At 43.7% G+C, this 25,793-nt stretch carries 25 protein-coding genes; 4 read left to right on the top strand and 21 right to left on the bottom strand.

Features of this window, described 5'->3' with window-relative positions:
• Nucleotides 1–11: 11 nt before the first annotated feature.
• The 3 genes from L4C35_RS14720 to L4C35_RS14710 all read right to left on the bottom strand — a co-directional run bounded on the left by L4C35_RS14720 (nucleotide 12) and on the right by L4C35_RS14710 (nucleotide 3,076).
• Nucleotides 12–2,261 (bottom strand): peptidase U32 family protein, encoded by a 2,250-nt coding sequence (locus L4C35_RS14720; RefSeq protein ID WP_428463594.1) that lies wholly within the window; start codon nucleotides 2,259–2,261, stop codon nucleotides 12–14.
• A gap of 100 nt (nucleotides 2,262–2,361) precedes the next feature.
• Nucleotides 2,362–2,601, bottom strand: a complete 240-nt coding sequence (locus L4C35_RS14715; RefSeq protein WP_428463593.1) for a DUF3389 domain-containing protein — start codon at nucleotides 2,599–2,601, stop codon at nucleotides 2,362–2,364.
• 46 nt (nucleotides 2,602–2,647) lie between these two features.
• Nucleotides 2,648–3,076, bottom strand: coding sequence for a hotdog fold thioesterase (locus L4C35_RS14710; RefSeq protein ID WP_428463592.1), 429 nt, complete (start codon nucleotides 3,074–3,076; stop codon nucleotides 2,648–2,650).
• Between the two features lie 197 nt (nucleotides 3,077–3,273).
• Here L4C35_RS14710 and L4C35_RS14705 point away from each other — a divergent pair, with 197 nt between their 5' ends.
• Nucleotides 3,274–4,068 carry a M48 family metallopeptidase gene (locus L4C35_RS14705; protein ID WP_428463591.1) on the top strand — a complete coding sequence of 265 codons (795 nt, stop codon included), beginning with the start codon at nucleotides 3,274–3,276 and terminating at the stop codon, nucleotides 4,066–4,068.
• Nucleotides 4,069–4,155: 87 nt separating this feature from the next.
• On the opposite strand, the gene L4C35_RS14700 is transcribed toward L4C35_RS14705, so the two are convergent.
• Nucleotides 4,156–4,551 (bottom strand): VOC family protein, encoded by a 396-nt coding sequence (locus L4C35_RS14700; protein WP_428463590.1) that lies wholly within the window; start codon nucleotides 4,549–4,551, stop codon nucleotides 4,156–4,158.
• Nucleotides 4,552–4,732: 181 nt separating this feature from the next.
• Here L4C35_RS14700 and L4C35_RS14695 point away from each other — a divergent pair, with 181 nt between their 5' ends.
• Complete coding sequence (locus L4C35_RS14695) at nucleotides 4,733–6,439, top strand: ATP-dependent endonuclease (RefSeq protein ID WP_428463589.1); 1,707 nt, start codon at nucleotides 4,733–4,735, stop codon at nucleotides 6,437–6,439.
• A gap of 66 nt (nucleotides 6,440–6,505) precedes the next feature.
• On the opposite strand, the gene L4C35_RS14690 is transcribed toward L4C35_RS14695, so the two are convergent.
• From L4C35_RS14690 to L4C35_RS14640, 11 genes are all read right to left on the bottom strand, one after another.
• The gene (locus L4C35_RS14690) at nucleotides 6,506–7,057 is read right to left on the bottom strand and encodes a DUF3833 domain-containing protein (protein ID WP_428463588.1); all 552 of its coding nucleotides are present in this window, start codon (nucleotides 7,055–7,057) and stop codon (nucleotides 6,506–6,508) included.
• Between the two features lie 45 nt (nucleotides 7,058–7,102).
• Entirely contained in the window at nucleotides 7,103–7,684 is a 582-nt protein-coding gene (locus L4C35_RS14685) for a chalcone isomerase family protein (RefSeq protein WP_428463587.1), read from the bottom strand.
• Complete coding sequence (locus tag L4C35_RS14680) at nucleotides 7,681–8,226, bottom strand: DUF2878 domain-containing protein (RefSeq protein WP_428463586.1); 546 nt, start codon at nucleotides 8,224–8,226, stop codon at nucleotides 7,681–7,683. The genes L4C35_RS14685 and L4C35_RS14680 overlap by 4 nt, the downstream gene beginning before the upstream one ends.
• Nucleotides 8,227–8,289: 63 nt before the next feature.
• Nucleotides 8,290–9,528 carry a class I SAM-dependent methyltransferase gene (locus tag L4C35_RS14675; protein WP_428463585.1) on the bottom strand — a complete coding sequence of 413 codons (1,239 nt, stop codon included), beginning with the start codon at nucleotides 9,526–9,528 and terminating at the stop codon, nucleotides 8,290–8,292.
• 10 nt (nucleotides 9,529–9,538) lie between these two features.
• Nucleotides 9,539–10,444, bottom strand: coding sequence for a DUF1365 domain-containing protein (locus L4C35_RS14670; RefSeq protein ID WP_428463584.1), 906 nt, complete (start codon nucleotides 10,442–10,444; stop codon nucleotides 9,539–9,541).
• Nucleotides 10,444–11,841 carry an NAD(P)/FAD-dependent oxidoreductase gene (locus L4C35_RS14665; protein WP_428463583.1) on the bottom strand — a complete coding sequence of 466 codons (1,398 nt, stop codon included), beginning with the start codon at nucleotides 11,839–11,841 and terminating at the stop codon, nucleotides 10,444–10,446. Before L4C35_RS14665 ends, L4C35_RS14670 begins: the two co-directional genes overlap by 1 nt.
• Entirely contained in the window at nucleotides 11,838–12,569 is a 732-nt protein-coding gene (locus tag L4C35_RS14660) for an SDR family NAD(P)-dependent oxidoreductase (protein WP_428463692.1), read from the bottom strand. The genes L4C35_RS14665 and L4C35_RS14660 overlap by 4 nt, the downstream gene beginning before the upstream one ends.
• Nucleotides 12,570–12,580: 11 nt before the next feature.
• Nucleotides 12,581–13,030, bottom strand: a complete 450-nt coding sequence (locus L4C35_RS14655) for a nuclear transport factor 2 family protein (RefSeq protein ID WP_428463582.1) — start codon at nucleotides 13,028–13,030, stop codon at nucleotides 12,581–12,583.
• 53 nt (nucleotides 13,031–13,083) lie between these two features.
• A complete protein-coding gene (phrB, locus tag L4C35_RS14650; RefSeq protein ID WP_428463581.1) occupies nucleotides 13,084–14,571 on the bottom strand; it encodes a deoxyribodipyrimidine photo-lyase in 1,488 nt (495 codons plus the stop codon).
• The gene (locus L4C35_RS14645; RefSeq protein ID WP_428463580.1) at nucleotides 14,568–15,470 is read right to left on the bottom strand and encodes a MerR family transcriptional regulator; all 903 of its coding nucleotides are present in this window, start codon (nucleotides 15,468–15,470) and stop codon (nucleotides 14,568–14,570) included. The genes phrB and L4C35_RS14645 overlap by 4 nt, the downstream gene beginning before the upstream one ends.
• Nucleotides 15,460–16,407: a YbgA family protein gene (locus tag L4C35_RS14640; protein ID WP_428463579.1), complete on the bottom strand. Its 948-nt coding sequence runs from the start codon at nucleotides 16,405–16,407 to the stop codon at nucleotides 15,460–15,462. The genes L4C35_RS14645 and L4C35_RS14640 overlap by 11 nt, the downstream gene beginning before the upstream one ends.
• Before the next feature lie 196 nt (nucleotides 16,408–16,603).
• On the opposite strand from L4C35_RS14640, the gene L4C35_RS14635 reads away from it, so the two are divergent.
• Nucleotides 16,604–17,266, top strand: a complete 663-nt coding sequence (locus L4C35_RS14635) for a potassium channel family protein (RefSeq protein ID WP_428463578.1) — start codon at nucleotides 16,604–16,606, stop codon at nucleotides 17,264–17,266.
• Entirely contained in the window at nucleotides 17,263–18,630 is a 1,368-nt protein-coding gene (locus L4C35_RS14630) for a TrkH family potassium uptake protein (RefSeq protein ID WP_428463577.1), read from the top strand. Before L4C35_RS14635 ends, L4C35_RS14630 begins: the two co-directional genes overlap by 4 nt.
• Nucleotides 18,631–18,756: 126 nt before the next feature.
• Here the strand turns inward: L4C35_RS14630 and L4C35_RS14625 are convergent, their stop codons facing one another.
• The 6 genes from L4C35_RS14625 to L4C35_RS14600 form a co-directional block, all read right to left on the bottom strand.
• Nucleotides 18,757–19,398, bottom strand: coding sequence for a ferredoxin-type protein NapF (locus tag L4C35_RS14625; protein WP_428463576.1), 642 nt, complete (start codon nucleotides 19,396–19,398; stop codon nucleotides 18,757–18,759).
• 1 nt (nucleotide 19,399) lies between these two features.
• Nucleotides 19,400–20,020, bottom strand: a complete 621-nt coding sequence (locus L4C35_RS14620) for a TorD/DmsD family molecular chaperone (RefSeq protein ID WP_428463575.1) — start codon at nucleotides 20,018–20,020, stop codon at nucleotides 19,400–19,402.
• A gap of 89 nt (nucleotides 20,021–20,109) precedes the next feature.
• Nucleotides 20,110–20,952: a DmsC/YnfH family molybdoenzyme membrane anchor subunit gene (locus tag L4C35_RS14615; RefSeq protein ID WP_428463574.1), complete on the bottom strand. Its 843-nt coding sequence runs from the start codon at nucleotides 20,950–20,952 to the stop codon at nucleotides 20,110–20,112.
• 1 nt (nucleotide 20,953) lies between these two features.
• The gene (locus L4C35_RS14610; RefSeq protein WP_428463573.1) at nucleotides 20,954–21,571 is read right to left on the bottom strand and encodes a DMSO/selenate family reductase complex B subunit; all 618 of its coding nucleotides are present in this window, start codon (nucleotides 21,569–21,571) and stop codon (nucleotides 20,954–20,956) included.
• A gap of 10 nt (nucleotides 21,572–21,581) precedes the next feature.
• Nucleotides 21,582–24,032, bottom strand: a complete 2,451-nt coding sequence (locus L4C35_RS14605) for a DmsA/YnfE/YnfF family dimethyl sulfoxide reductase (RefSeq protein WP_428463572.1) — start codon at nucleotides 24,030–24,032, stop codon at nucleotides 21,582–21,584.
• 337 nt (nucleotides 24,033–24,369) lie between these two features.
• Nucleotides 24,370–25,776: a YfcC family protein gene (locus tag L4C35_RS14600; RefSeq protein ID WP_428463571.1), complete on the bottom strand. Its 1,407-nt coding sequence runs from the start codon at nucleotides 25,774–25,776 to the stop codon at nucleotides 24,370–24,372.
• Nucleotides 25,777–25,793 lie beyond the last annotated feature (17 nt).

The following is a 25,793-nucleotide window of genomic DNA, read 5'->3' as shown; positions in this document are numbered from 1 at the left end:
TATGACGCTAATTACAGGCCTTTTCGGTATTGTGCGTTGCTGGTTTGCGTTACAGCGTCACTCAATTCGGCAATTGCAGTCTCGTCTTTGTTGATTGCACGTGTGAACAAACCTATCAGTGTCGCTTTATCAACCGAGACTTGCGTGTCCGTTTTGATATCACGTAAATCCACAAAGTAATGCGAAAACTTGTCTGGCATATCCGTAATGATGTCAGTATTCATGAAGTTAAACTGACTATACATGGCATTATGATCGCCCTTTTGCTTATCAATGATAAAGGATGACTCACGCATATTGATGATCGATGCCGTTTTCTTACAGCCTTTTAGACATTTCGAATCAAATGCTTTCACCTTACAACCAACCGTTTGATGGAACAGGCACTGACGGCTCATTAAGATCATGATTGGGTGATAAATACTGTGGTGAAGTTCAAAACCACTTGGGCGAATAATTGGCTTAATTTGCTTCTTATTCAGTTCATTCGAAATGAATGCACCACGACAGCCAAACTCTTGCTTCAAGCACTCAAGGCTAAATGAGTTAGATAGATTCAGGTATGGACCAGCAATCCATTCGATACCCAGCTCAATCGCTAAATGAGCAACACCTGTATTGTTGGTGACGATACGCTTAGGCTTCACCGTTTCAAGTAACGCTTTTGCGGCTTCAAAATGGTCGCCAATCAAGATAGCAGGGAACCAAGGAACCAGATCTTGGTGCTCAGTAAATAAGCTCACCATTTTCTTCACTTCGGTATGCAGTGAGTCAGGTAACTGAAAATACACTTGTGCACCCGCAGCCTGGCAAGGCTCGATATCTTTCTTATTCGAGATAAGTACGGTTAGCTGTGGCGTCTCATCAACTACAGCCACTCGCGGTAAACGCGGTGTGTCTACAGGCTCGATCAATGGCTTAGAACCATTTAGCCAAAAACTGATGCGATCACGCAGTACATTAAGCTCTTTAAACGCAATAAATACGTTATTAGCCAACTTACTGATGTCGATAGTTGTTAGCTGGTGATCATTATCACTGATACTTTTAAACGATGATGCAAGCAGTTCTTCATCGATACTACGACCATTCTCACTCGCCGCAGCCAATGCACCTTCCGTTTCTAAACTGTATTCAGCATCGCCTGCAGTGACATGCACACTCAGTGGTTGTCCTGCACTGCCTGAGAAATATAAGTTCAGTGGTAACTTATCAATATTCAGGTTTTGAATTTTCTCAGCAACCGTTTCAATAATCACCGTTTTATCGTCGTACACCTTTTGGCGAACCTGCTGTACGCTTTCATCGGTTTTACAGCTATAAATTTTAGTAAAGTGCTGAATTGAATTATCACGCGGATTATCAATAAACATATTTTTATTGATATCGCCTTGTAAATACGAATTCGAGAAATCACGGTTGAACACCGTATAAAGTGAAGACTTATCAGTCAGTAGCGCTTGGTTATCACAATAGCGTTGGATTTGTTGATTCCATTGATCAACTACTGTGTACACATAGTGAGATTTCTTAATACGCCCTTCGACTTTCAATGAATACACGCCTGCATCAGCCAATGCTTGCATGTCTAAAAATGCCGAATTATCTTTCATGTTTAGCGGATAATCTTTACCGACATTGGTTGTTTTATACTGATCACGACAAGGTTGACTACAGCGACCACGGTTGCCTGAGTTACCATTTTTCACTGAACTGATATAACACAAACCAGAGAAGCCAATACAGTAAGAACCGTGTACGAACACTTCCATCAGCATGTTATGGTCACGACCTACCGAGGCAAGGTGCTTAATCTCATGAATATTTAACTCACGCGATAAGTTCACACGGCTAGCTGTTAACTTGCTTAGAAAGGCAATTTGGCCTTCGTTGTGGGTATTGATCTGAGTCGATGCGTGAACATCCAGCGTCGGGAAGTGTTTCTTTAGAATATAAAACAGACCGAGATCTTGTACGATCACGCCATCAATCTTGGTATTTACCAGCTTATTGATCAAACGAACCAATGCTGGGATTTCACTCTCTAAAATAATGATATTTAAAGTAAGGAAGATCTTACAATCGTATTCATGCGCTAATCGAACGATGCCATTTAAGTTATCAAACGTTAGATTGGTTGCCCTATTGCGGGCATTAAAATTATCTAGTCCACAATAAATGGCATCTGCGCCAGCGATGATAGCCGCCTTGATTGACTCAATATCACCACCTGGTGCCAATAACTCAAATTTGTTTCTCATAGTGACAGAACTCACGTAATACACTCTCAACCTTACTTTTGTGCGGAGTATTTTACGTGGTTCACACTTTTTGTCTAATCGTAGATTATTTGTGACTGAATTAGGTGTTTTTTACCGCAATTCCAATCGCATCTGCCAGTGCTTGCAGCTGGTTTTCATCATCTAAACGCACCGACCACTGGATGCCACTCCCTGTTGCTGTGACCACATTGGCGCCACGCCCAATTAATGTCACCTCATCAACCTGCGCTTGCATAGTAACGCGTGCTTCACCATCAATACGTACAACCAGTTCATGTTGATTGGCAATGATCTTACCTGTTGCGAAATTAATAACCATTTATGTTCCTGTTTACTCGTTTCATCACTTATTGTTTTTATAATGGCTAATCTGCTTTTTTACCTAAGACCGCCATGGTGATACGGCTGGTGCAAATTAAACGGCCGCGTTCATCCTTCAATTCGATTTGCCAAACTTGGGTTGTCATTCCAATATGAAGTGGCGTTGTTGTGCCTGTTACAGTACCTGTGCGCATCGGACGAATGTGGTTAGCATTGATATCTAACCCTACACAGTAGAGCCCTTCATCGACACACATGTTCGCGGCTACTGAGCCCAAGGTTTCAGCTAACACGACAGAGGCACCGCCATGCAACATACCAAAAGGCTGATGGGTTCTGGCATCGACAGGCATGGTTGCAGACAAGCTATCATCGTCAAATTCGGTATAACGAATGCCTAAATGCTCAACCAAGGTGTTTTTTGAACTCGCATTGAGTTCGTCTATATCAATTTTTTTATGCCAAATCGCCATGGTTGCTCCTTATATTTTGAGACAAATCTTAATCGCTCTCGCAGTTATATAAAAATGCTTTTTCAATAACTTTCAATTTCATACATTCTTGCTTCATACTTAGAAGTAATTAAATGGCATGAAATGTGAGGCCGTGAAGATCATATTGTATGAACAACGGCCTCTACACACTATCAAGGAGCGAATGGAGTCTCGCTATGCGTCAATATACTCATTTATTACTGGGTGGTTTAATTGCCAGCAGTATACTGTTAAGTGGTTGTTCTAGCTCTCCAACGGGCAGGCAGCAAATGCTATTGTTTTCTGAAAATGACATGTCTCAAATGGGTGCTCAGTCGTTTGAGCAGCTCAAGCAACAAGAAAAAATCAGCACAGATGCAAAAAAACAACGATATGTTCAGTGTGTCACAGATGCAATAACAGCCAAGGTAGGCCCACTACAAGGTTTTGATAAATGGGAAGTGGTGGTCTTTGATAGCGATCAGGTCAACGCCTTCGCCCTACCAGGCGGTAAAATTGGTGTTTATACTGGCTTACTTAAAGTGGCAACCAATCAAGACCAACTCGCAACCGTGATAGGTCACGAAATTGGCCATGTATTAGCGCAGCACAGTAATGAGCGTTTATCGCGTTCTCAGCTGGCCGATGCAGGCTTGCAAATTACTGGTGCGGCCATTAGCGGCTCACAATACAGTGGCGCAGCCATGGCAGGCCTTGGCTTAGGCGTACAGTACGGGATCTTAATGCCTTATGGTCGCGCACAAGAATCAGAATCTGACATCATTGGCCTTCAGTTAATGGCTGAAGCAGGTTTCGATCCCAACCAAAGCGTTTCACTGTGGCAAAACATGGCGAAAGCCTCAGGTGGCAACCAACCGCCAGAATTGTTATCAACCCACCCTTCGCACGATACCCGTATTGATGATTTGAAAGAAGGTATCGCTTCACTGCCCGCGTATAATCAGGCGAAACCAAACTGTGATGCGATCTAATCAATAATTATTGATTATTTCCTACACCAAGGCGCAACATAGCGCCTTGGTATAGAGCTAATCATTAAATTTCAGTACGTGTTAGCTTTACAGGTAACGACCGTGACGCCACAAAAATTCAATTTTGTAGCCATCAGGGTCTTGTACGAAGAAGAACTTGGCGAGTAGCTCACCATCACGGAAAAATTCTTTAATTTCCGCAGGTTCGTAACCTAACTCTGTGAGCTTCTTATGCTCAGTTTCAAGATCGTCTACAGCAACCGCAATATGACCATAGCCAGAGCCGTGCGTATAAGGCTCTTCGGTGCCTTCATTCCAGGTTAATTCTAGCTCCATGTCATTTTCTTCGTTACGAAGATAAACCAGTGAGAAACCATCGAAATCCAGTTGTTCCGCAATATCAAGATCTAACGCTTGCTTGTAAAAGCTTAGCGAAGGTTCAAGATCTTTAACTCGGATCATACTGTGAATAATTTTAGCCATCTGACACTCCAGTCTGTTATCAGTTTTTATCTTGTTATTGCGAGGGATAATAACAACACCACGATCAAGGCTCAATACATTCTCATCTAAGCCATTGAGATTACATTAAGTTTTCTATTTGTGACATTCACGTCCATATTTCGTGTCGCAGTGATGTAATCTTATTTTATCAGGGGGTGTTATGCATTTAGAGCGTATTGAGATTTCAGGGTTCCGTGGCATCAAACGCATGTCGTTATCGTTTGATGAGTTAACCGTATTGATCGGTGAAAACGCATGGGGTAAGTCTTCGCTACTTGATGCGCTGAGTATTGCGTTACCTACAGATGCCAACTTTTATACCTTCAAATTTTCTGACTTTCATGTCGATTACGCCATTGGCCATGAAAAAATGTCTCAACTGCATATTGTCCTTCACTGGCATGAAGACTACCCATCTGAATCGAAAGCACGCCGCTACCGAAGCTTTGGCCCTCTTTGGGTCAGAAAAGATGGCATCAAACACCTTTATTATGAGATATCGAGCACAATTGAAGGTGACAAAGTTAATACAACGCGATCTTTCTTAAACAGCAAAGGTCAGCACATTGCTTGCGACAACAATGATAAGCTCGTGAAGCAATTGATGGTGCTACACCCTGTCGTACGCATTCGTGATGCACGCCGCTTACATGAACAACCTAAAAGCAGCCATTCAACAGACAAGCAAACCGTTCAAAATGGGCAAAACGGTAATGGCCATACATCAGTAAGTAATGCTGAATCAGAGCTGTTGGCTAAGAACAATCGGATCGAACGTCGGTTAGATAATACTTGTCGCCGTTTGATGACAAGCCCAGGTCATGTCAACTCAGGGGAACTCAAAAGCAGCGTGAATGCTCTACGCTCGTTAGTCGACCACTATTTTGCTTTTACACCACATAATCGCAGCGATAAATTTAATCGCGCCCATTTTCCTAGTTACATACAAACCAACACCAACCCATTAGAACAACTTAGCCAGCCACAAATGACCAAGCAAGGTCGATTAGTGTTAATGGGGCTGCTTAATGCCTATATTCGTGCGCGTGGGCCTGTAGAGTTAAAACGGATCTCTCGCCCTATTATGGTATTGGAGGATCCAGAAGGTCGACTACATCCAACTATTTTGCATCAAGCATGGGCATTCATCGACAGTATGCCAATGCAAAAGATCTTAACCACCAACAGCCCTGATCTTATTTCTACTGTGCCGATCCACAGTATTAAAAAACTGATCCGCGAGCCTGATAAAACGCAGCCTCACTCGCTCACCCCAACGACCTTGTCAAAAGACGAAGAGCGACGCGTTTCTTTTCATATTCGCTTGCACCGCCCTAGCGCGATGTTTGCGCGAGCTTGGTTGCTGGTGGAAGGTGAAACGGAAGTCTGGCTGTTTAATGAATTGGCGATGCTATGTGGCTACCACTTTGCTGCGGAAGGCGTTCATATTATTGAATTTGCCCAAAGTGGCCTCCGACCGCTAATAAAAGTCGCCCGTAGCATGGGTATAGAATGGCATTTAGTGTCTGATGGTGACATGGCAGGACGCCGCTACGGCGATACTGTTAGGAGTATGTTAGGGAATGATGCTGAGCGACACCGCTTAACGGTTTTACCCGACAGGGATATTGAGCATTTCCTTTACAATAATGGTTATGAACCTTTATTTAGAGAACTAGCCAACATTACCAGTGATGCGCCCATGCCACCACGTAAGATCATTCGACGGGCATTAAAGCGGTATGCTAAACCTGATGTTGCGCTGGCAATGGTTGCTTACTCAGATGAACACGGGCAAGAAAAGATCCCACTGCTGATTCGCTGGATCTTAAAGCGTATCGTGGCGATGTCTCGAGGGCTTGGTTAGCTAATACCATACGATCCGCACTATTGCGGATCTAACTTCTAACTTCTAGGGTTATGGCTTCTAAGATTATTGCTTTTCAAAAAACAGGGTGACTTTACCCACTGTAAAACCAAACTTAGTCATGTTTGCAACATTGAACATTCGCACCTGATCTTGTCGATACATCCAATCATCAAAGGCAATATCGTAAGTGGTATCATCCACAGGTACACGCAGGGTGTATTGCCAATTTAAGGCGTTACCTGCCACTATACCTATTGCTTCACCTATCACATCGTCTGCTTCACCTATGTAGGTGCCATCTGCGTTTTTGGTAATCGTCCAGATACGCTGTTGCTTTTCACCGTCGTCAAACACAAAGTCTTCCGTTAGCGTTAGGATATTACCTGCCACCACCCCACGGATTTTAACGTCAAATCGGCGAGTTTGTACCCCACTGCGATCTTGTAACATGCCCCAAGCCAGAACATCCCCTTCAAAGTATTCAAACAGCTCAAATGCCGGTGTTGTGGCATGGTATTCGTCAATCGCGTTAGAACAGGCTGATAAATGTAAAACAAAAATTAAAGTCACTAACCAGCGCAAAAACGCAAAGTGAGAAAAATAGCGCGATAACATGATAGCTCCCTTTTCAATCTTATTATTAGATGGGTCTAGATCCAATTATGATGACTGGCCAATAAGTTGCTGTCTTAGTTTTGGATAAGCGGTTTTAGGTGATAGCCAAATGTTAATAAAAGCAGATGAGACTTTTGGGCTAGATAACTGACCGAGTTGAATAATGCCTTGCTTGTTCGTTGCATGTTTAGCGTTTGCATCGAAATAAAAAGTACCGCCTTGTGCGTTTAACTCGAAAATAAGACGATCACCCTTTTTCACATCAGGCCACAACACGGCAAGTTCTGATAACCATTGTTGACGTTGACTGGCACTGAAACCTAAATGTTTCCACTGCTCATCGGTCGCTTCAAGAAGATCATCTTTATCTATATCTCTCTGATACCGAATCACCAAGGCCATATTCTGCTCACCACTGGCTGTATTGCCACGGTATGAACCTGATGGTGTGCGTAATTCAGAATGGTAGATGTCCCAAGGACCCCAGGTTAATTTTGCATAGCCCACGGATTGCCAAGTCAACCACTTCGGAGTGGTATTCCCCGCATTCGCAGAGGCTGTTGCAGAAAATAAAAACGTTGTTAGCGCAAGGCTGGTAATAATAAAGGCTGTTGTTAATGATTTCATGATGACCTCTGAGATGCTGAAAACATACTCAGAAGCGTTAGTAAAATGTAAGAAAGAGCCAACCAACATAAAGCTACCATCAAGGCGGTATTCACCCAGCCTAACGGCCATTCAACGGCTTCTAGTCGGTTTCCTCCAATGTAGCTCAACATACCACCAACGCTTCCTAATACTATAAGTACGTTGGAGGAATAAGATTGGATTACTTTTCTGCTGATCCAGATAAAAGAAGTGAAGCCGAGCCACATCAAAATGAGCCACAATGGAAAACCACCATCAGGAAAGACATAAAATCCGGTGTAATGTAATGTTGCGTCCATGATGATCCCCATCAAGCTGGCGGATACCACAAAACGCCAATTGACAGAAAAGAACCACCAACTCACTACAAGTATGAGAACTAGCAGATAAATAAAGCGATACTGCCCCCATACCGCCAATATCCAGTACAGATTGAATCCGCAGGTGACCATTAAAAATTGCAGTTTGTCTTTTCGATCACTATTTGGTTTTTCTGAACCTGTATTCTTGATCAAAGACATATACCGCTCTCCATTAACCACTTACTTGATGACCGACTAAATGATCGGCTGGCAATACTCCAGCTAACTACGCCATTGCGGACGGCTCGCCACTAGCTGAATGGTGCTAATACTGCGCTCTAAAAATCCACCTTCGCAATAACAAAAATAGTAGCGCCACATGCGAATAAACCGTTCATCATAGCCAAGATCGTGCAACCTCGAGGTTTGCTGATTAAACGCCTGATGCCAGTCAGATAAAGTTTGAGCATAGTCCAAACCTATGTCTTTCAAATCTCGGATCACAAAATCAGAGTGCTTGGTCATTTGCTCAGCCAACACAGTAACAGACGGTAAAAATCCCCCAGGGAAAATATGTTTTTGTATAAAATCAACGCCACGGCTATAGCTCTCATAACGCTGATCAACAATGGTGATGGCCTGGATAGCCAATAATCCATTGGGTTTCAGTAATGACTGGCATTTCTTTATATAGGTAGTGAGGTATTCTTTTCCCACAGCTTCGACCATTTCAACCGACACCACTTTATCGTATTCACCGGTTAAATCGCGGTAGTCATCAAGCAGTAAGGTCACCTTAGCACTTAACCCTTCTTGTTCAATTCGCGCTTTCGCCCATAAGTGCTGCTCTTTAGAAATGGTGGTTGTAGTGACTTGGCAACCGTAATGTTTCGCGGCATGAATAGCTAATGCCCCCCAACCCGTACCAATTTCTAATAAATGATCATCTTTGGTCAGTTTGAGTTGTTGGCACAAACGATCCATTTTATTGAACTGCGCCTCGGCTAAGCAATCTTGCTCAGAATGATAAATCCCACTTGAGTACAGCATTTCTTTGTCGAGAAATGTTTCATACAAGGCATTGCCTAAATCATAATGGGCTGAAATATTATCGCGAGCATTGTCTTTATTGTTACGTCGTAACTTATGAGTCAGCACTTCGCCTATCCGTGTCATCCAGCCAGTCTTGGCTTCTAGCTTGTCTAAGGTGGGCAAGTTTCGCGCTAACACTTGCACCACTTTAGTAATGTCTGGTGAATCCCACCATGCGTCAATATAGGCTTCACCCGCGGCAATACTGCCGCCAGATAGCAGACGTTTATAAAAGCCGCTGTGATTGACGCTCAACTGGGCTTGTAGTTCGGCGTGTTTATCCCCGAAGAAATGTGTTTCACCTTCACGCTCTATAACGGTTAATCCCACGTTGTTGAGCTGCGCTAAGACTTTAAAAATGACTTTCCTTGCAACATTTTGCATCGGAGTTACTTTTGCTGATTGTTGATTAATATCACTTCTTAACATGGGTAATTCCTTACTTTTTCAATTCTGATGCTGCACTTTCAGGATGGTCATGGAACCTCACCCCTTTAATCCACAATTTGAGCGCTTGCCAGTAAATCCCTATCACGACTTTGACTGTCATTATCGGTGTCACCATCATTTGTTTTCGCAACGATGAAGAGGTAAATGGCTCGTGTTTCATCATCATACTGGCATCAAATATCTTGGTGATGGCCTTTGCTACTTTTATATTCGTATCAGGTGTTGCTAAACTATCACAAGCAGGATCTTCACCGTGCACTTCAAGGTGAACACGTAATTGATCGCTCGGTTGTTTAATTTGCCAATGATATTGCTGATCCATTGGGTTAAACGGTGACACATGAAAGGCCTTAGGTGCTTGCCATAAACGACTTCCCCACCGTGATTTAGCGGGGATTGCATAGTAATGGCGTTCATTCCAAGGTGTATTACTCACCTCAGCAAGCATGTATTGCCATTCCCCTTGTTCATTAAACAAGTAGTACAAATTAATAGGACTAAAGTAGATGCCAAAGTATCTCAGTTGGCACAATAGGAAGACTTTCCCTGTTAATCGCTCACCGGTTAATTCCGCAATTTTGTCTTGAGCGCCGAGTTTCAACTCAGCAGTATTATTGGCTCGCCCTCCAAGATAATCTGTGACCAAAAATCGTGCGGGATACCACTTGGAAAAGCCAAAACCTTTCACTTTTCTGGCTAATTCTTCTACCTCATCTAAATCAATAAATGGCATAAAGAGTGGGTACTCAAAGCTATGATCTACAGGCGTAAAGCGACGGTGGCGTACCGTCCCCACATAAATACCGCTGCGCGACTGTACCGCAGACTCGTATTGAGATAAGTCCGAAGCTAAGGTTTCACCCTCTGCGGTAGTTTTTCTGATCACGCTGTCCATTAGTACTGACCTGAGTGATTATTTGAGGCGATAAAAGCTGCAGCATGCGAACTGGACACTCCTTGCGCATCATTAACATGACTTTTACTCATCAGGCTTTCATTGACGAGGTTAATATTATTAACGACATCCAGTGCACTGCGTACGCCATCTTCATGGAAACCGTTATACCAATACGCACCGCAGAACCAAGTATTTGCTAGCCCATTAATACGAGGACGTTGCTGTTGCGCGGCAATGGACTGAGTTGTAAATACCGGGTGCGCATAGGTAAAAGTACGCAAGATTTTATCTGGATTAATACGGTCAGTTTGGTTGAGTGTCACACAGAAAGTTTCAGGTGACTCAATCCCTTGCAGTATGTTCATGTTGTACGTTAATGCAGCTAAACGCTGGCTTCGCTCGTCTATGCCTTGGGGATCTTCAGATAGTGACACGGTAACATCATCACTTTTCGGCAGGTGATAATTCCATGCTGCCCATGCAGCACGCGACTTAGGCAGTAGATTGGTGTCGGTATGCAGTACCACCTCATTATCTTGATAAGTCATGGCAGACAACACGTCGATTTCATCTTGGGTTTTATCACCCAGCAAGGCTAAGGCTTGATCGCTATGACAAGCGAAAATAACCTGATCAAACTGTTCCTTTCCGCGCGCACTCATGACTGTCACGCCATGTGCTTGGCGTGTCACTTGCTGAACTGGGGTGTTTAAAGCAATAGATTGTTCAAAGGCGGGCGTCATTTTCCGAATGTATTCACGAGAACCACCGGGAATGACAGCCCACTGCGGTCGATTGGTGACATCCAGTAAGCCGTGATTTAAAAAGAAACGCAGGAAAAAACCTAAGGGGAAACCACGCATGTCCGACAGGGTTGACGACCAAATTGCCGCCCCCATCGGCAAAATATAATTAACCGCAAAATAGTCACTAAAGTCATGCTGTGCTAAAAAAGCCCCTAGTGTTTGAGACTCACTCACATCACCGTCGCTGGCTGCCGCTTTCGCCAGTTTGTTAAAGCGTAAAATCTCGTTCAAAAAACGGTAAAAAGAAGGCCGGAATAAATTGCGCTTTTGAGCAAACAAGGTTGAAATTGTATGACCGTTATACTCAAGTCCAGTGTCTTCATTACGGACACTGAAGCTCATTTCGGTTGGCTGACCCACAATACCCACTTCTGCCATTAACTTTTCAAAGTTCGGATACGTGCTATCATTGAATACAATAAAACCCGTATCAATCGCATACTCACCACTATCAACGGCCACATCTACAGTGGCGGTATGTCCACCAATGTAATCATTCGCTTCGAACAACGTGATGTCGTGATCTTGGTGCAGATACCAGGCTGAAGTCAGCCCAGAAATCCCTGAACCTATAATTGCTATTTTCATGCTGTCTTCCCTGTCATACGTTTAATGACTGACTGCTGTAACCCCATAGGTAACAACGCAATTGTTTTTAAGATAAAACTGAATTTTTTCGGAAAATGAATTTCTTTGTTACCCCCTTGGATGCCTCGACGAATATAAGAAGACGCAACTTCAGGCGTTACCAACATTGGCATAGGGAAATCATTTTTATCAGTGAGTGGCGTTTTAACAAAACCAGGACTAACCAAAGTAACTTTGATGCCTTTATGTTCTAAATCTAGCGCCAAAGTTTGTGCGATATAACTAAGTGCTGCTTTTGATGCACCGTAAGCTTCTGCTCGCGGCAAAGGAATATAACTTGCAGTTGAACCAACAAAGACCAACTGACTTTGGCTATCAAGGCGTGCCTGTATCGCTTCCAAGCAATGAAGGAGCCCAAACACATTGACATCAAACACCCGTTTAAATAACGCAGTATCTACGTGTCCATTGTCGATATATTCACAGGTGCCAGCGTTTAAAATAATCAGCTTAGGGATGACTGCTAAGCTATCGAATGCAATCTGAGTCGCAGCCAAATCGGTCACATTAAACGCCAAGGTTTGTATATTGTTGCTCTGGACTGACAATGCCGCTAGACGCTCTTGGTTCTGCCCACACGCAATAACCTGTAGGCCTTGATTGGCATAATCTAAAGCGAGCTGCAAACCGATACCCGAACTCGCACCTGTAATTAAAATATCAGCCACGGGTTTAACACTCATTGACCTAACCTCGTTTTAATATGGCGAATTACTTTGCCCAGTAGCGGCACGCCTTCATAAATCATTTCACCTAAATCGAAGTAATCTCGGTGAAAGACCACCTTATTGCCATCAAGCTCTAACCGAGAACAACCTTCCACTGTGCGTGATTTTCCCTTCTCAATATCAGGGTGCGAAAATGTCATGGTCCACTGCACAAAGGCCTGCTTTTCATCCACTAGCGAATGGTGGATCTGAAAATCACAACTCGTGATGTTGCTGTATAGCTGGGCAAAATACTCATGGAGCGCATCCCAGCCTTCAATACGATGCGCTGGGTCTTCAAATACAATATCGGGATGATAAATAGCCTCTAAGTCGACTAAGTTATCCTTTCCTAACTGACTGTATACCGTAATAAAATTTGCTAATACTTGGTTAGAACTATCTATAAAACCTTGAGTCATCGTCTTATCCTCTGCACGGCTAGCTATCTTGGTGCTCTATACCAAACACCTCTCTAAACGCTACCCTGTAACTTCCCTTGCTCATTGGCTCGTTTAAAGGTTTCAATTGCTAGCAATCTTGCTTGTTTATGATCCACTATTGGCTTGGGATAACTCAGCGTATGGGCACCTAGCCAAAGGTGTGGGCTGTGAATGAATTTATCTGGAACATCTTTCAGTTCCTTTATCCACTTACGAACAAATTCACCTTTTGGATCAAAACGTTGACCTTGTGTGGTTGGATTAAATACACGAAAGTAAGGTTGCGCATCTGTACCCGTTGATGCCGCCCATTGCCACCCGCCGTTATTGGAAGCCATATCGCCGTCAATCAGGTGCGACATAAACCACTGCTCGCCTGCTTGCCAATGAATTAACAAATCTTTGGTCAGAAAACTCGCAACTATCATACGAAGACGGTTGTGCATCCAACCTGTCGCTTTTAGCTGCCGCATTGCAGCATCAATAATTGGAAAACCAGTCTTACCCTGCTGCCAAGCATGAAGCAGAGTTTCATCATTTTTCCATACCACATAGTTTGTCCATGCATGGAAAGGTTGTTCTCGGCACAATTTTGGATTCGCATCCATCAGATGGCGGTAGAACTCACGCCACACTAACTCGTTAAACCAGGTAAACGCTCCTGACTCTGGGTTTTCTAAACACTCAGGATATTCTGTCATTAGCGTATGAAAACATTGACGAAGAGACAGCGCGCCTATTGCAAGATAAGGCGATAAACAGCTCGTACCATCAACGGCGGGATAATCACGGTTAGCGTGATAGTCCATGGCTTTCTCATAGCAAAATGTCAGTAAACGTTGGCGAATCGCTTCATCATCCACAGCCCAGTCAATGCTTGTTGTTACGGGGTAACTAAAAGAAGGATGAGTAATAGAATGCGTTGACTCTAAATCGGGATCTTCTTTATTAAGCTCATCAAGATCGCCTAAAATACTTGGGGCTGGCTGAACAAGTGCCCTTCCCGTTGACCGAATTTGCTCCCGATACACTTGAATCCAGCTTTTGCGAAAAGGCGTAAAGACTTTAAATGGTTCACCTTGTTTATTGAGCACTCGTCCTGGTTCAATAATGCAATCATCATCAAACACACTCAGCTTGATAGCTCGCGACGCAAGTTGCTCACCAAGGTGTAAATCTCGCTGGTTTTCGTTGATCAAATACTGTTTATTGCAAAATACATGATCCACCTGATACTGCTGAGTAAGCGCTAAGATACAAGCTGGCACAGCAGCAAAGTCAGCCACTTCTTTTACAATTAGCGGAATATTCAATGCTGCAAGAGACTGTTTCAGCTCAACTAAGCGGCGCTGAATAAAATCAATTTTTATTGGCGCTTCATGGTGCTCATGCCATTGCATAGGTGTTGCAATATAAAGGGCAATCACTGGCTCTGAAGCTTGGCGATATTGGCATGCTTTTAGTAATGCCGTGTTATCAACAACACGGAGATCATTGCGCAACCAGACGAGTTTACTCATGGTTTCACCTCTGGCTCTTGCTTCGACGCTTTTCTTTCGAATAGCGTTTCATTTGAACAAAACTGCAATAAATCAGGGTGAATTTGCGTAATCATGCCCGTTATCCGAATAGGTATACTCATCTTTGCTAACCAAGCTTTAAGGTCGTTAAGTACCTTGCTCGATAACGAATTTGCCCCGCCAATAACAAGCGACGATGCCTTTATCTGAGTCACCATTTTGTCTACTCCAAGTACACTGCCTGTGTAGTTTTCCAGCAACAAAGTTTGTTGCCCTTGCTGCTTTGCTCGTAATAATTCAAGCGGTAATTGATAACCGCACTCGCTATCAAAGCTCATGACAACCACAAGCTGTTTAGCGTTTGATTTAATTTGCGCTTCGGTCGAAATAAAGCACTTACGACAAAGGCTTACCCAAAATGCCCGCTGAGCATCTGAAAGTGGCGTATCCATTCCATCTAAGTGCTGCTGTATGGGTAAAAAAAACTGCTTTTCCAGTACAGACAATGGGTACTCTTTTAAGAGTTGGTGTACTGTTTTTTCAAGCGATTCTTTACTAAAGGCATCGATGCTTTCTATCACCTCAGAAGTAATATCGAGCGCTTCTGCACTCACCATATTTGCTGGTGAGTACTCTAATAGCGGTTTCACTTTGCCGATAGAAACCCCTTTATCAAGCCAACTTAAAATCAATTGAATCCGCTCAATATCGCTTTGTGAATATAAACGGTGGCCTTTTTCTGTTCGCGTTGGATTCAATAAGCCGTAGCGCCTTTGCCACGCCCTTAATGTCACCGAATTCACACCCGTTTTTTCAGACACATCACTGATAGCATACAAATGCTTTTGGGGATGACAGTCATTCAGTTGTTGAGTATCCGCTTTTGTATTACATCGCATAACGAAGTTTCAGCTCTTGTGGGTATGGGTTTAGAAATACTTGGGTTCGCAAGTAAGCATCAGGGTTTAGCTGTAAGTGGTGATTAATTAAGGTCAACGGAGCAAGTATTGGCATGTTACCAATGCGGTAATCCATGATCAGATCCGCTAATTCTTTTTTCTGCTGCTTATCGAGGTTGCGTTTGAAATACCCTTGAAGGTGCATTAATACATTGGTGTTATTACGACGATTGGCACGGTTCTTAATGGCTTCCATGAATTGCAAACGATAGCTGTGATAGAACTCATCCAAATCCCAGTTTGCAATTTCAGCCACCATTCGACCAAGTGATTTGTAGGCGACAGGGCTATGTGCCATCAAGACTAATTTATACCGTGAGTGGAATTTGACTAGCTTGGCACGAGTGGGCTCATTCCCCATACAGTTGTAAAAATCGTTTAAGGTAAACACACGAAATACAAAATTTTCACGTAAGTATGGATCTTGTAGACGGCCATCTTCTTCAACCGGCAACCACGGCATGGCTTCCATTAATTTACGGGTAAATACACCCGCTGTACCACCTGGAATCGTGTTGCCGTTTTCCATATACAGTTTTACCCGCTCCATGCCACAGGTTGGTGATTTTGCACATACCACATAACCACGTAGCTGATTAAGGCTCGGAATTTTCTTATCGCTAAAAATCAACATTTCATCGGTAAAGTCTTTAGTGGCATCTTTGGTACCGACCAAGCGTTCTTCACCGTCTTCTGTTTTCATTAAACGTATAGTCGGACGCGGTACAGGTAAACCAATCCCTACCTCAGGACAAATTGGCTGAAAGTCGAAGTAGTCAACAAGCTGCTCTTCAACAAAAATATTTCGTTTGTGTCCGCCATCAAAGCGAACTTTCTGGCCAATCACACATGCGCTTACACCTACTGGAATACCCATGAGCTTTTATCCTTTTAGTTATACAAGATTTACCATTTGTACAACTAAGATTAGGAAACGGATCACTCTTGTACAAAAAAAATATCTGTACATACCTTCTCCTCTCCATACGCATTTAAATTAATATCGTTTAACAGTTGAAATTTCCCTCTCAAGCACATATTTTCTCTTTATGATTTTGATTTGATGCTAAATTATGAACCCAGAAGAGAAGCAATTTGCAGTGATCGGTCTTGGCCGCTTTGGTATGGCGCTTTGCGAAGAATTATCGAGCCATGGTGCACAAGTGCTTGCCATCGACATTAACGAAGCGAGCGTGAAAAAAGTCGCTGATATTGTTACCCAAGCAGTTGTTGCTGACTGCTCGGATGAACAAACTGTCGCAGAATTAGAGTTGCAAGATTACGACATGGCAATGGTATCGATAGGCGAAGATGTTAATGCCAGTATCCTCACCACCTTGGTGCTAAAAGAAGCTGGCGTAAAAACAGTATGGGTGAAAGCGAAAGACAAACATCACGCGAAGATTTTGCAAAAAATAGGCGCAGATAAAGTCATCATGCCTGAACGCGAAATGGGGATCCGCATTGCTTGTAATATGCTCGATAACCGTATTTTTGATGTGCTGGATTTAGGTAGTGGGCTTGCCATCGCTGAAGTGATTGTATCGCATAGCCATTTAGGTAAAGAAATTCAACAGCATCCTTGCTGCCAAGGTAAGGACATGATGTTACTAGCCGTGAAACGAGGCCCTAAAATTTATAAAGACTTACCTAGTACTGCATGCCTAGAAACTGGCGATATTTTGGTTATTGCGGGCCCAGAAAAACAACTGATTAAACAACTTAAACGTTTATGAAGCGCTTACCTAATCATGGGCTATACGTCCCACTTAAAACACCCAAACGCGGCGATCGTTGGTCTGAGCCTAAGATCATTTTGGTTAGTTTTTTGTGTATTTTATTACCTGCTGCGGCCTTAATGACCATGCCTATATTCTCAATCAGTGGGCTGAGCTTTATTGATGCCCTCTTCACAGCAACCTCAGCTATTAGTGTTACTGGGTTAGGTGTGGTTGATACAGGCAGTCATTTCACCTTATCAGGCCAAATTTTATTACTTGTTCTAATGCAAATTGGTGGTCTTGGCCAAATGACATTATCTGCCGTGTTGCTCTATATGTTTGGGCTACGTATGAGCTTAAGGCAACAATCATTAACGCAAGAGGCTTTAGGACAAAACAAAGTCGTTAACCTGCACCAACTCATCAAGCATATTGTTATTTTCGCTGTTACTATTGAGTTCATCGGTACGCTTGTATTGGCCTATCGTTGGATCCCTGAGATGGGTTTGAAAACGGGCTTATTCTCGGCATTATTTCACTCGGTATCTGCCTTTAATAACGCAGGCTTCTCTCTATTTTCAGACAGCTTAAGTCAATTTAACACTGAGCCTTTAGTACTTCTGACCATCGCTAGCCTATTTATCCTTGGCGGACTGGGCTTTACTGTGATTTCAGATATACATAGAAATAGTCACCGTGGTTTTCAGCACCTGCAACTTCATAGCAAGATTATGCTCATTGCAACACCTTGCCTGCTGCTATTTGGTACCCTGATGTTTTGGCTACTCGAAAGCAGCAATCCAGCAACCATTGCTAACCTAAGTACAGGCCAACAATGGCTCGCGGCTTTCTTTCAGTCTGCCACCATGCGAACCGCTGGCTTTAATAGTGTCGATTTATCACAACTCACTCACCCGACCATATTAATCATGATCTTGTTAATGCTAATTGGTGCGGGATCGACCTCTACAGGCGGCGGTATTAAGGTATCCACCTTTGTTGTTGCCATGGCTGCCACCTGGTCTTTTTTACGTCAGCGTAACCATGTGTCTTTGTTCAAACGCACTATCACCACCAATACCGTCACTAAATGTTTAGCCATTATTGTGGTCAGTGGCTTAATGCTGACATGTGCTATGTTTCTTCTTATGATCACAGAGAAAGCTAGCTTCGTTTCTATCATGTTTGAAACCATCTCGGCATTTGCTACTGTTGGTGTCTCTGGGGGGTTAACGGCAGAGTTATCTGAACTAGGAAAGCTCATCATGGTAGTGGTCATGATTACAGGCCGTATCGGTCCTTTAACGCTTGCATACATGCTGGCGCGCCCCAAACCCTCTAAACTCAAATACCCTGAAGGCAATGTGTTTGCGGGCTAACTTTTGATGAGTTTACCTGTACAGCCTAATCAAAAACTAACTCAAACAAAAAGCGACCCATGAAGATGCGTCGCTTTTTGTTTGCCTATTTGTGCGTTGACTAGTGTTTGATAATCAATGAGAACGCTATAAATCCATGGTGATCACGGAAAAAGGACAAGCTTGTTTACAGCGAGAACAACCGTCACACTTTGCTTGTTCCAATTTAGGTAAGCTAAATGTTGCAATAGAAATTGCTTGATGTGGACATTGCTCTGCACACAGCTCACACTCACCAAATAAGCGGTTTTGGCAGTTAGTGCTGAAGTTAGGCCTAAGTTCAGTATCGTTTTGTTCATCGTGTGGCTTCTTAGCGTGCAAAGCCCCTGTCGGGCAAGTTTTTTGACACTCGCCACACATAGTGCAATAACCATAATCAACATCTAATTGCGCTAAATCGTCTGCTACATGAATTATTTTTTCTGGGCAGACGGATTCACACTCTGAACACCCTGTACATATTTTCTGAAAAAGCACTTCATCAAGGGCACCCGGTGGACGCGCCACCACTCTAACAACCTGGCTTGCAGCGACAAGTTCGGTGACTAGATCTTGTTCAGCGGGCACTGCTTCACCCGACTTTGGTAACGAACGAGATGAGGAAGTGGCTGATGAAACGTCAGCCGATGCCTTTTGGGTACCTGATGTGAAAGCACGAAACAAACCACGCCGACTAATGGTTTTATGTTCCATATAGGCTTTGTAATAACGCTCGTCCTTTTCTGCCATCTTAGCGATAAACCTTTAATGATAGCGGCTTCAATTGCCATGCATCTTGTATCGACAAACACCAATCTTTAACTAAAGCAGCTAAATGTTGATAAGTGCTGGCTGCAGCATGCTTTTCAACCAGCTCAAGATAACGCAAGCACCAGGGTAAAAGGTGGTCGGTCAGTAAAGTCTCAACAAGCTGTTGATCTTGAGACTGCTCAATCAATTGACTTACAGCAAACAGCATTAAGCCAAACTGATCTTCAGGTTCACGCATTCCTGTGTCTAACTCAATATTGTTTGCTCTTAAAAACTGGCGAAAGCGAACGGTAGAATCACCAAAAACAACTTGTTCTTTATCTAAATAAACCGATCCCCACGGCGGTGCAACCATGGTTTCTCCGCCTTCAAACAACAAGAAAAAGTCATCGTTAAGTGCTTCGCTTGTTTCAGATGCAAAGGCGTAAACAAAGTTAGCAAAGCCATTGTGCTCTAAATCATCACTCGCTTTAATCAGCGCAATAATGGCGTGGTTATTCTCATGAGTCAGTGGGAAGTAAAATAATGAGCCAAAAATTTTGCTCATTGCATTCACATCTTCAAGGCTTAATTCAGTTGATGCATTATTTAGATTCTGCATAAGATCACTCGGTAATTCACTTAAAAGTGAGGGGGAAGTACTTCCCCCCTCGGTATTACATGTTTAATGCTCTACACAAAGTGCAGCAATTACATACCCACTGTCATGTGAAGGTTAAAGAAGATATTACGACCAAGTAATTCAGCCACAAGCACAAGTGCTAGACCAACCACAGGCAAGGCAATATTACCTTTGATACGGTTAATCCCAAACAGTGCAATCGCAGCGCCTACAACAAGCAGTACAATTCGGCTACCTTGCAGCATTGCCATATTGGGTACTAAATCACTTGCTGCCACAATAGAAGATTGGATATCAGCTAACGCCACCATTTGTGACAGTGTCACTACAATCATGGCAATAATCGCTACTACCACCAAGCCTTGGATGCCACGCGTATATTTCGCATCATCAAACTGCGCACTGTGCATCAAGGTTGACGCAAAAATAGCACCCGCAACAACCATGGTAAGTAGGAAAGACCAACCTGTGAACGGCGTATTCCACGTTGGAACAGTATCAATCAAATACACATTCACCATTGAATACATAAAGGCAACACCTGCCACCATACCGGCTATTTTCAAGCCTTTACGTACACCTTCTGTGCCTTTATCTAATACTTCTAATAACCAGTAAAGGCCACCAAAAGCAAAGAACATTGAGCCAGTCAGGATCTCGTTTGACAGCCAGCTTGTACCTACTTGGTTTAATGCATTCATTGCGCGCATTGGGCTACCAAGGTGTGTCGAAGAAGCAACAAAGCCTAAGCCCATTACGACCCACACAAAAAACATATTACGGGTAATTCTGCTTTTCACATCAACACGTGAATTTGTCACCAAGTTGGCAATACTCATGATTAAATACGCGCCAACCGCCGTCTGTGCCAGCACTGTAAATAGCACCAAAGACAATTCATGATAACTCATCTTAAACCTCCTTAGGATTCGCTAGGTGACCTGTGGTGTCATTTGTTGGACGCGCATGACGGTTCGGTTTGATCACGATATTAGGCTTGGTAATTAATGAAGATGGAAGCGGTGCAACATCGGCATTGGTTCCGTACTTTTTGCGCAAGTCAGCAATTGGGCCAAACTCAAGCGCACGCAATGGGCATGAACCCACACAAATAGGGTCTAAACCTTCCGCAACACGTTCATAACAACCATCACATTTAGTCATGTGACCTTGCTCGGCATCAAACTGTGGCGCACCGTAAGGACAGGCATTGGCACAGTGTTTACAGCCAATACAAACATCTTCATCAACTATGACGAATCCGTCTTCTTTGCGTTTGTGCATCGCACCCGATGGGCACACTTTGGCACACGCAGGTTCATCACAGTGGTTACAAGCAATAGAGGTATAGTAAGCAAAAACGTCCTGGCGGTATGTGCCGTTTTCTTCTACCCAGTTACCGCCAGCATATTCATATACACGGCGAAAGCTTCTGTCGACACCTAAGTCTTTCACGTCTTTACAGGAAAGCTGGCAAGTTTTACAACCTGTGCATTTGCTCGAGTCGATATAAAAACCATATTGTTTCATGATTCAGTCCTTACGCCTTTTTCACTAGTTGAACTTCAACTAGATTGGTATGTTGAGGGTTACCTTTAGCCAGTGGGCTTGGTTTTTGCGAGGTTAAAACGTTGATTGAACCGTTATGGTCAACCTTTTTACCGTCTGGCGCATACCATGCACCCTCACCTAACGCGACCACACCAGGCATCATACGAGGCGTTACTTTAGCGTTAATACGCACTTCACCACGGTCATTGAAAATACGAATACGGTCGCCATTTTTAATCCCACGACGATCAGCATCCATCGGATTAATCCACATTTCTTGCTGTGCTGCTTGCTTCAAGATATCGACATTGCCGTAAGTTGAGTGACAACGCGCTTTATAGTGGAAACCGGTTAACTGCAACGGGAACTCTGCTCGTTTTGGTGAATCCCAACCTTCAGAGGTACTCACGTAAATCGGCAATGGGTGAATCACATCACCTTCAGGTAATTCCCACTCTGCTGCGATTTCTGCCAAAGCTTCCGAGTAAATTTCCACTTTGCCCGATGGCGTATTTAGTGGGTTATTAACGGGATCTGCACGGAAGGCTTGGTAAGCCACGTAGTGACCATTAGGATCGCTACGTTTCACTATCCCTTGCTTACGCACGGTTTCGAAATCGGGCAGTGTTGGATCCAGCTTTAAGGTTTCGGCATACAGGTGACGTAACCAACCTTCTTGGTCTCGGCCTTCTGTAAAGGCTTCACCCACGCCTAAACGCTCGGCTAAATCGGCACAGATTTGGTAGATACCACGCGACTCAAACTGAGGTTCAATCGCTTTATCTGCAAAGATGAAATATGGCATGTTGGCTGCTTTGCCATCCATGCAGAAGTCAGCTTGCTCAGATGTAGTTAAGTCTGGCAATACAATATCGGCATATTTAGCAGAAGAGGTCATGTGGTTATCAATCACCACAATCATTTCACACGCTTTTTCATCTTGAAGAATGTCGTGGGTGCGGTTGATGTCTGAGTGCTGATTGATCAAGCAGTTACCAGCATAGTTCCAAATAAACTTGATTGGCACATCCAGCTTATGTTTACCGCGAACACCATCGCGGGTTGCCGTCATTTCTGGGCCACGCACAATCGCATCGGTCCAAAGGAACATAGAGATCGAGGTTTCGATAGGGTTTTTCAGGGTTGGGAAACGGACAAATGGGATATTGTAATCCGATTCACGCGCACCAGAGCCACCACCGTGAATACCTAAGTTACCTGTCAATAACGCTAACATTGCGATAGCACGAGAGGCAATTTCTCCATTTTGGGTACGTTGTAAGCCCCAGCCTTGATAGATAGCACAAGGTTTAGTCGAACCAATCTCGCGGGCAGTTTTGATAATGATATCGGCAGGAATACCGGTAATCGGTGCAGCCCATTCAGGTGTTTTTTCTACACCGTCTTCACCTAAGCCTAGAATGTAAGATTTATAATCACTGTTTGCTGGTGCAGAAGCTGGTAAGGTTTTTTCATCATAGCCAACACAGTATTTATCCAAGAACGGCTGATCGACCAAATCTTCTTTGATCATCACATGCGCCATGGCGGAAATGAATGCGGCATCGGTACCCGGCTTAATTGGGATCCACTGATCTTCACGCCCTGCTGCCGTATCATTGTAGCGTGGGTCTATCATGATCATTTTGGCATTCGATTTCGCTTTGCTTTCGATCAAATGATGAATCAAGCCACCACCAGACATACGCGTTTCGGCAGGGTTATTACCAAATTGAACAATCAGCTTGCTGTTTTCAGTGTCAGAGAAAGAATTACCATTCGCCCAGCCCCCGTAAGTGTAGCTTAAGCCTTTGGCGATTTGTGCCGTCGAGTAATCACCATAATGATTTAGATAACCACCTGTTAGGTTCATTAAGCGAGCAATAAGCGTTGCACCTGGAGGCCACGATTTAGTGACTGTACCACCGAGCGTACCTGTACCATAGTTCAGGTAGAAAGCCTCGTTACCGTACTCTTTTTTAATGCTGTTAATACTATTGGTAATTTCGTTGTAAGCTTCATCCCACGAAATGCGCTTAAATTTACCTTCACCACGCTTACCCACACGCTTCATTGGGTATTTAAGGCGATCTGGATTATAGACACGACGACGCATAGAGCGACCACGTAAACAGGCGCGCACTTGAACGTCTTTATTTGCGTAGTCATCGCTGCCTGTATTATCAGCATCGACCCATTTGATCTCGCCATCAGCAACATGCATACGCAAAGGACAACGGCTACCACAGTTTACGGTACACGCACTCCAGACGACTTTTTCGTCAACTGGTGTTTTGTCACTTGCTTGAACACTGCTCGATTTAAATGGCAAAGTAATTGCGCTAGTAACTGCGGCTAAACCACCAACGACAGATGAGGACTTTATAAATCCCCTCCGCGTAAGTGTTGGAATGAGTATTTCTTTTAATTTGTTGGTCATGACACATCGCTCATTAATTATTATTTATAATTATGTCAATTCTGTCATCTACCCCTTTAGGCTTATTGATAAGCGTCAACAAACAAATCGGAAATGCATAAATTTACAAAGACACGTGATAAAAATCATGTTTTCATGCTGGTAAAAAACAGCCATTAATCGCAGCAAAACGCTGCCTGATAACCCTTATCATATTGGAGTGAATCGCATTATCAGGCTGTTATCCTTATTGTTTCACATAAAAAAACAGCTACCGTTATGATAGCTGTTTTTTTATTTATTATGTTTTCACTTTTCCGAAAGCTACGATGAGTATTAATCCAGCTTTAGTGCATACTTAACTCAGAACAGTACCGATACTCAGTAATACCATCACCATCGCAGTTAAAAAGACCAACAGCGGGCCAATGAAGCGAAGCCATGACGAATAAGCGACACGTCCAATTGCCAAACCACCCATGACAACGCCCGATGTTGGTGTAACTAAGTTAGGTAAACCTGAAGCTGACTGGAAAGCCGTGACAACTAGCTCACGCCCTACACCAGCAAAGTCTGCAAGTGGTGCTAATACAGGCATAGAAAGTACGGCTAAACCAGATGATGATGGCACAACCAAACACAGTACCGCTTCTACCCAGTAAATCGCATTCACAAATGCTACTTGGTGCAAACCACCCAGTAAGCCTTCGGCGTAGTTCAAAATGGTGTGCGTGATGTTACCGTTGTCCATCACCACAACCAAACCACGTGCAATCGCAATAATAAGCGCGACACCAAGCAAGTCACGTGCACCATCAACAAAGCTGTTGGTCAATTCAGTTTCAGACAATTTACCCACTAACCCTGCCACAATACTGGCACCAATAAAGAGGGCTGAAAGCTCAGCCATCCACCAGCCAGCTACAGATACGCCCCACATCATGACAGCGAAGGTTGCACCGAAAATGGCTAATACAGCTTTGCGAGTACCCGTCAGTTCTGGCGCCTCTTGCTCTTTACTGTGTAAGAAGTGACGTTCGTTGTCTTCTTTTTGGTGCGCAACAAGTGATTGTGAAGGATCGCGCTTTACTTTCTCGGCATAGCGCATGACATAGAACACACAGGCTAACCAACCAATCACCAAAATTGCCACGCGTAGCCATAAACCTTCCATGAAGTTAATTTCAGCTGCGTTCGATGCAATCACGGTCGCAAATGGATTAATGGTTGATCCCAAACAACCAATACCTGCACCCACCATGATGATGGCAACACCAACGATACTGTCGTAGCCCGCCGCAATCATGACAGGGATAAGTAAGGCATAAAACGGGATTGTTTCTTCAGCCATGCCATACACAGTCCCGCCCATTGCAAATAATCCCATTAAGATCGGAATCATCCACTTTTCTTTACCATTCAGGCGTTTCATTGTGCCAGCGATACCCGCATCAATCGCACCAGTACGGGTTACAACCGCAAGGAAGCCACCAATAACCAGTACAAACAAAGCGACATCGACTGCGCGAGCCGCGTAGTTAGTCGGATCATAAAACCCTTGAATCGGCGCCATCAATACATCAATCACACCTTGGGGATTCGCTTCAACGGTTTGGTATGACCCGACCAGTGGCACCATACGACCGAGTGTTTCATTCTCCGCCATCTGATATTGGCCCGCAGGGATCATCCACGTCAGTACCGCCATCAAAACAGTTAGGATCATTAAAATTGTGTAGGCAGAAGGAAATTTTAGCTTTTTCATTATGATGTCCTTATTTA

The sequence above is a fragment of the Photobacterium kagoshimensis genome, from assembly GCF_050337045.1.
Taxonomy (GTDB): Bacteria; Pseudomonadota; Gammaproteobacteria; order Enterobacterales; family Vibrionaceae; genus Photobacterium; species Photobacterium kagoshimensis.
The sequence above is the reverse complement of the archived record's forward strand: the minus strand, read 5'-3'. Positions and strand labels throughout refer to the sequence as shown.

What these genes read in the sequence shown, in the direction of transcription:
- L4C35_RS14675 (WP_428463585.1), bottom strand. Translation starts at nt 9,528, where the DNA reads ATGTTAAGAAGTGATATTAATCAACAATCAGCAAAAGTAACTCCGATG.
- L4C35_RS14645 (WP_428463580.1), bottom strand. Translation starts at nt 15,470, where the DNA reads ATGCGATGTAATACAAAAGCGGATACTCAACAACTGAATGACTGTCAT.
- L4C35_RS14700 (WP_428463590.1), bottom strand. Translation starts at nt 4,551, where the DNA reads ATGGCTAAAATTATTCACAGTATGATCCGAGTTAAAGATCTTGAACCT.
- L4C35_RS14625 (WP_428463576.1), bottom strand. Translation starts at nt 19,398, where the DNA reads ATGGCAGAAAAGGACGAGCGTTATTACAAAGCCTATATGGAACATAAA.
- L4C35_RS14685 (WP_428463587.1), bottom strand. Translation starts at nt 7,684, where the DNA reads ATGAAATCATTAACAACAGCCTTTATTATTACCAGCCTTGCGCTAACA.
- L4C35_RS14695 (WP_428463589.1), top strand. Translation starts at nt 4,733, where the DNA reads ATGCATTTAGAGCGTATTGAGATTTCAGGGTTCCGTGGCATCAAACGC.
- L4C35_RS14710 (WP_428463592.1), bottom strand. Translation starts at nt 3,076, where the DNA reads ATGGCGATTTGGCATAAAAAAATTGATATAGACGAACTCAATGCGAGT.
- L4C35_RS14635 (WP_428463578.1), top strand. Translation starts at nt 16,604, where the DNA reads ATGAACCCAGAAGAGAAGCAATTTGCAGTGATCGGTCTTGGCCGCTTT.
- L4C35_RS14715 (WP_428463593.1), bottom strand. Translation starts at nt 2,601, where the DNA reads ATGGTTATTAATTTCGCAACAGGTAAGATCATTGCCAATCAACATGAA.
- L4C35_RS14690 (WP_428463588.1), bottom strand. Translation starts at nt 7,057, where the DNA reads ATGTTATCGCGCTATTTTTCTCACTTTGCGTTTTTGCGCTGGTTAGTG.
- L4C35_RS14665 (WP_428463583.1), bottom strand. Translation starts at nt 11,841, where the DNA reads ATGAAAATAGCAATTATAGGTTCAGGGATTTCTGGGCTGACTTCAGCC.
- L4C35_RS14605 (WP_428463572.1), bottom strand. Translation starts at nt 24,032, where the DNA reads ATGACCAACAAATTAAAAGAAATACTCATTCCAACACTTACGCGGAGG.
- L4C35_RS14640 (WP_428463579.1), bottom strand. Translation starts at nt 16,407, where the DNA reads ATGGGTATTCCAGTAGGTGTAAGCGCATGTGTGATTGGCCAGAAAGTT.
- L4C35_RS14610 (WP_428463573.1), bottom strand. Translation starts at nt 21,571, where the DNA reads ATGAAACAATATGGTTTTTATATCGACTCGAGCAAATGCACAGGTTGT.
- L4C35_RS14615 (WP_428463574.1), bottom strand. Translation starts at nt 20,952, where the DNA reads ATGAGTTATCATGAATTGTCTTTGGTGCTATTTACAGTGCTGGCACAG.
- L4C35_RS14720 (WP_428463594.1), bottom strand. Translation starts at nt 2,261, where the DNA reads ATGAGAAACAAATTTGAGTTATTGGCACCAGGTGGTGATATTGAGTCA.
- L4C35_RS14600 (WP_428463571.1), bottom strand. Translation starts at nt 25,776, where the DNA reads ATGAAAAAGCTAAAATTTCCTTCTGCCTACACAATTTTAATGATCCTA.
- L4C35_RS14655 (WP_428463582.1), bottom strand. Translation starts at nt 13,030, where the DNA reads ATGACTCAAGGTTTTATAGATAGTTCTAACCAAGTATTAGCAAATTTT.
- phrB (WP_428463581.1), bottom strand. Translation starts at nt 14,571, where the DNA reads ATGAGTAAACTCGTCTGGTTGCGCAATGATCTCCGTGTTGTTGATAAC.
- L4C35_RS14680 (WP_428463586.1), bottom strand. Translation starts at nt 8,226, where the DNA reads ATGTCTTTGATCAAGAATACAGGTTCAGAAAAACCAAATAGTGATCGA.
- L4C35_RS14670 (WP_428463584.1), bottom strand. Translation starts at nt 10,444, where the DNA reads ATGGACAGCGTGATCAGAAAAACTACCGCAGAGGGTGAAACCTTAGCT.
- L4C35_RS14705 (WP_428463591.1), top strand. Translation starts at nt 3,274, where the DNA reads ATGCGTCAATATACTCATTTATTACTGGGTGGTTTAATTGCCAGCAGT.
- L4C35_RS14620 (WP_428463575.1), bottom strand. Translation starts at nt 20,020, where the DNA reads ATGCAGAATCTAAATAATGCATCAACTGAATTAAGCCTTGAAGATGTG.
- L4C35_RS14630 (WP_428463577.1), top strand. Translation starts at nt 17,263, where the DNA reads ATGAAGCGCTTACCTAATCATGGGCTATACGTCCCACTTAAAACACCC.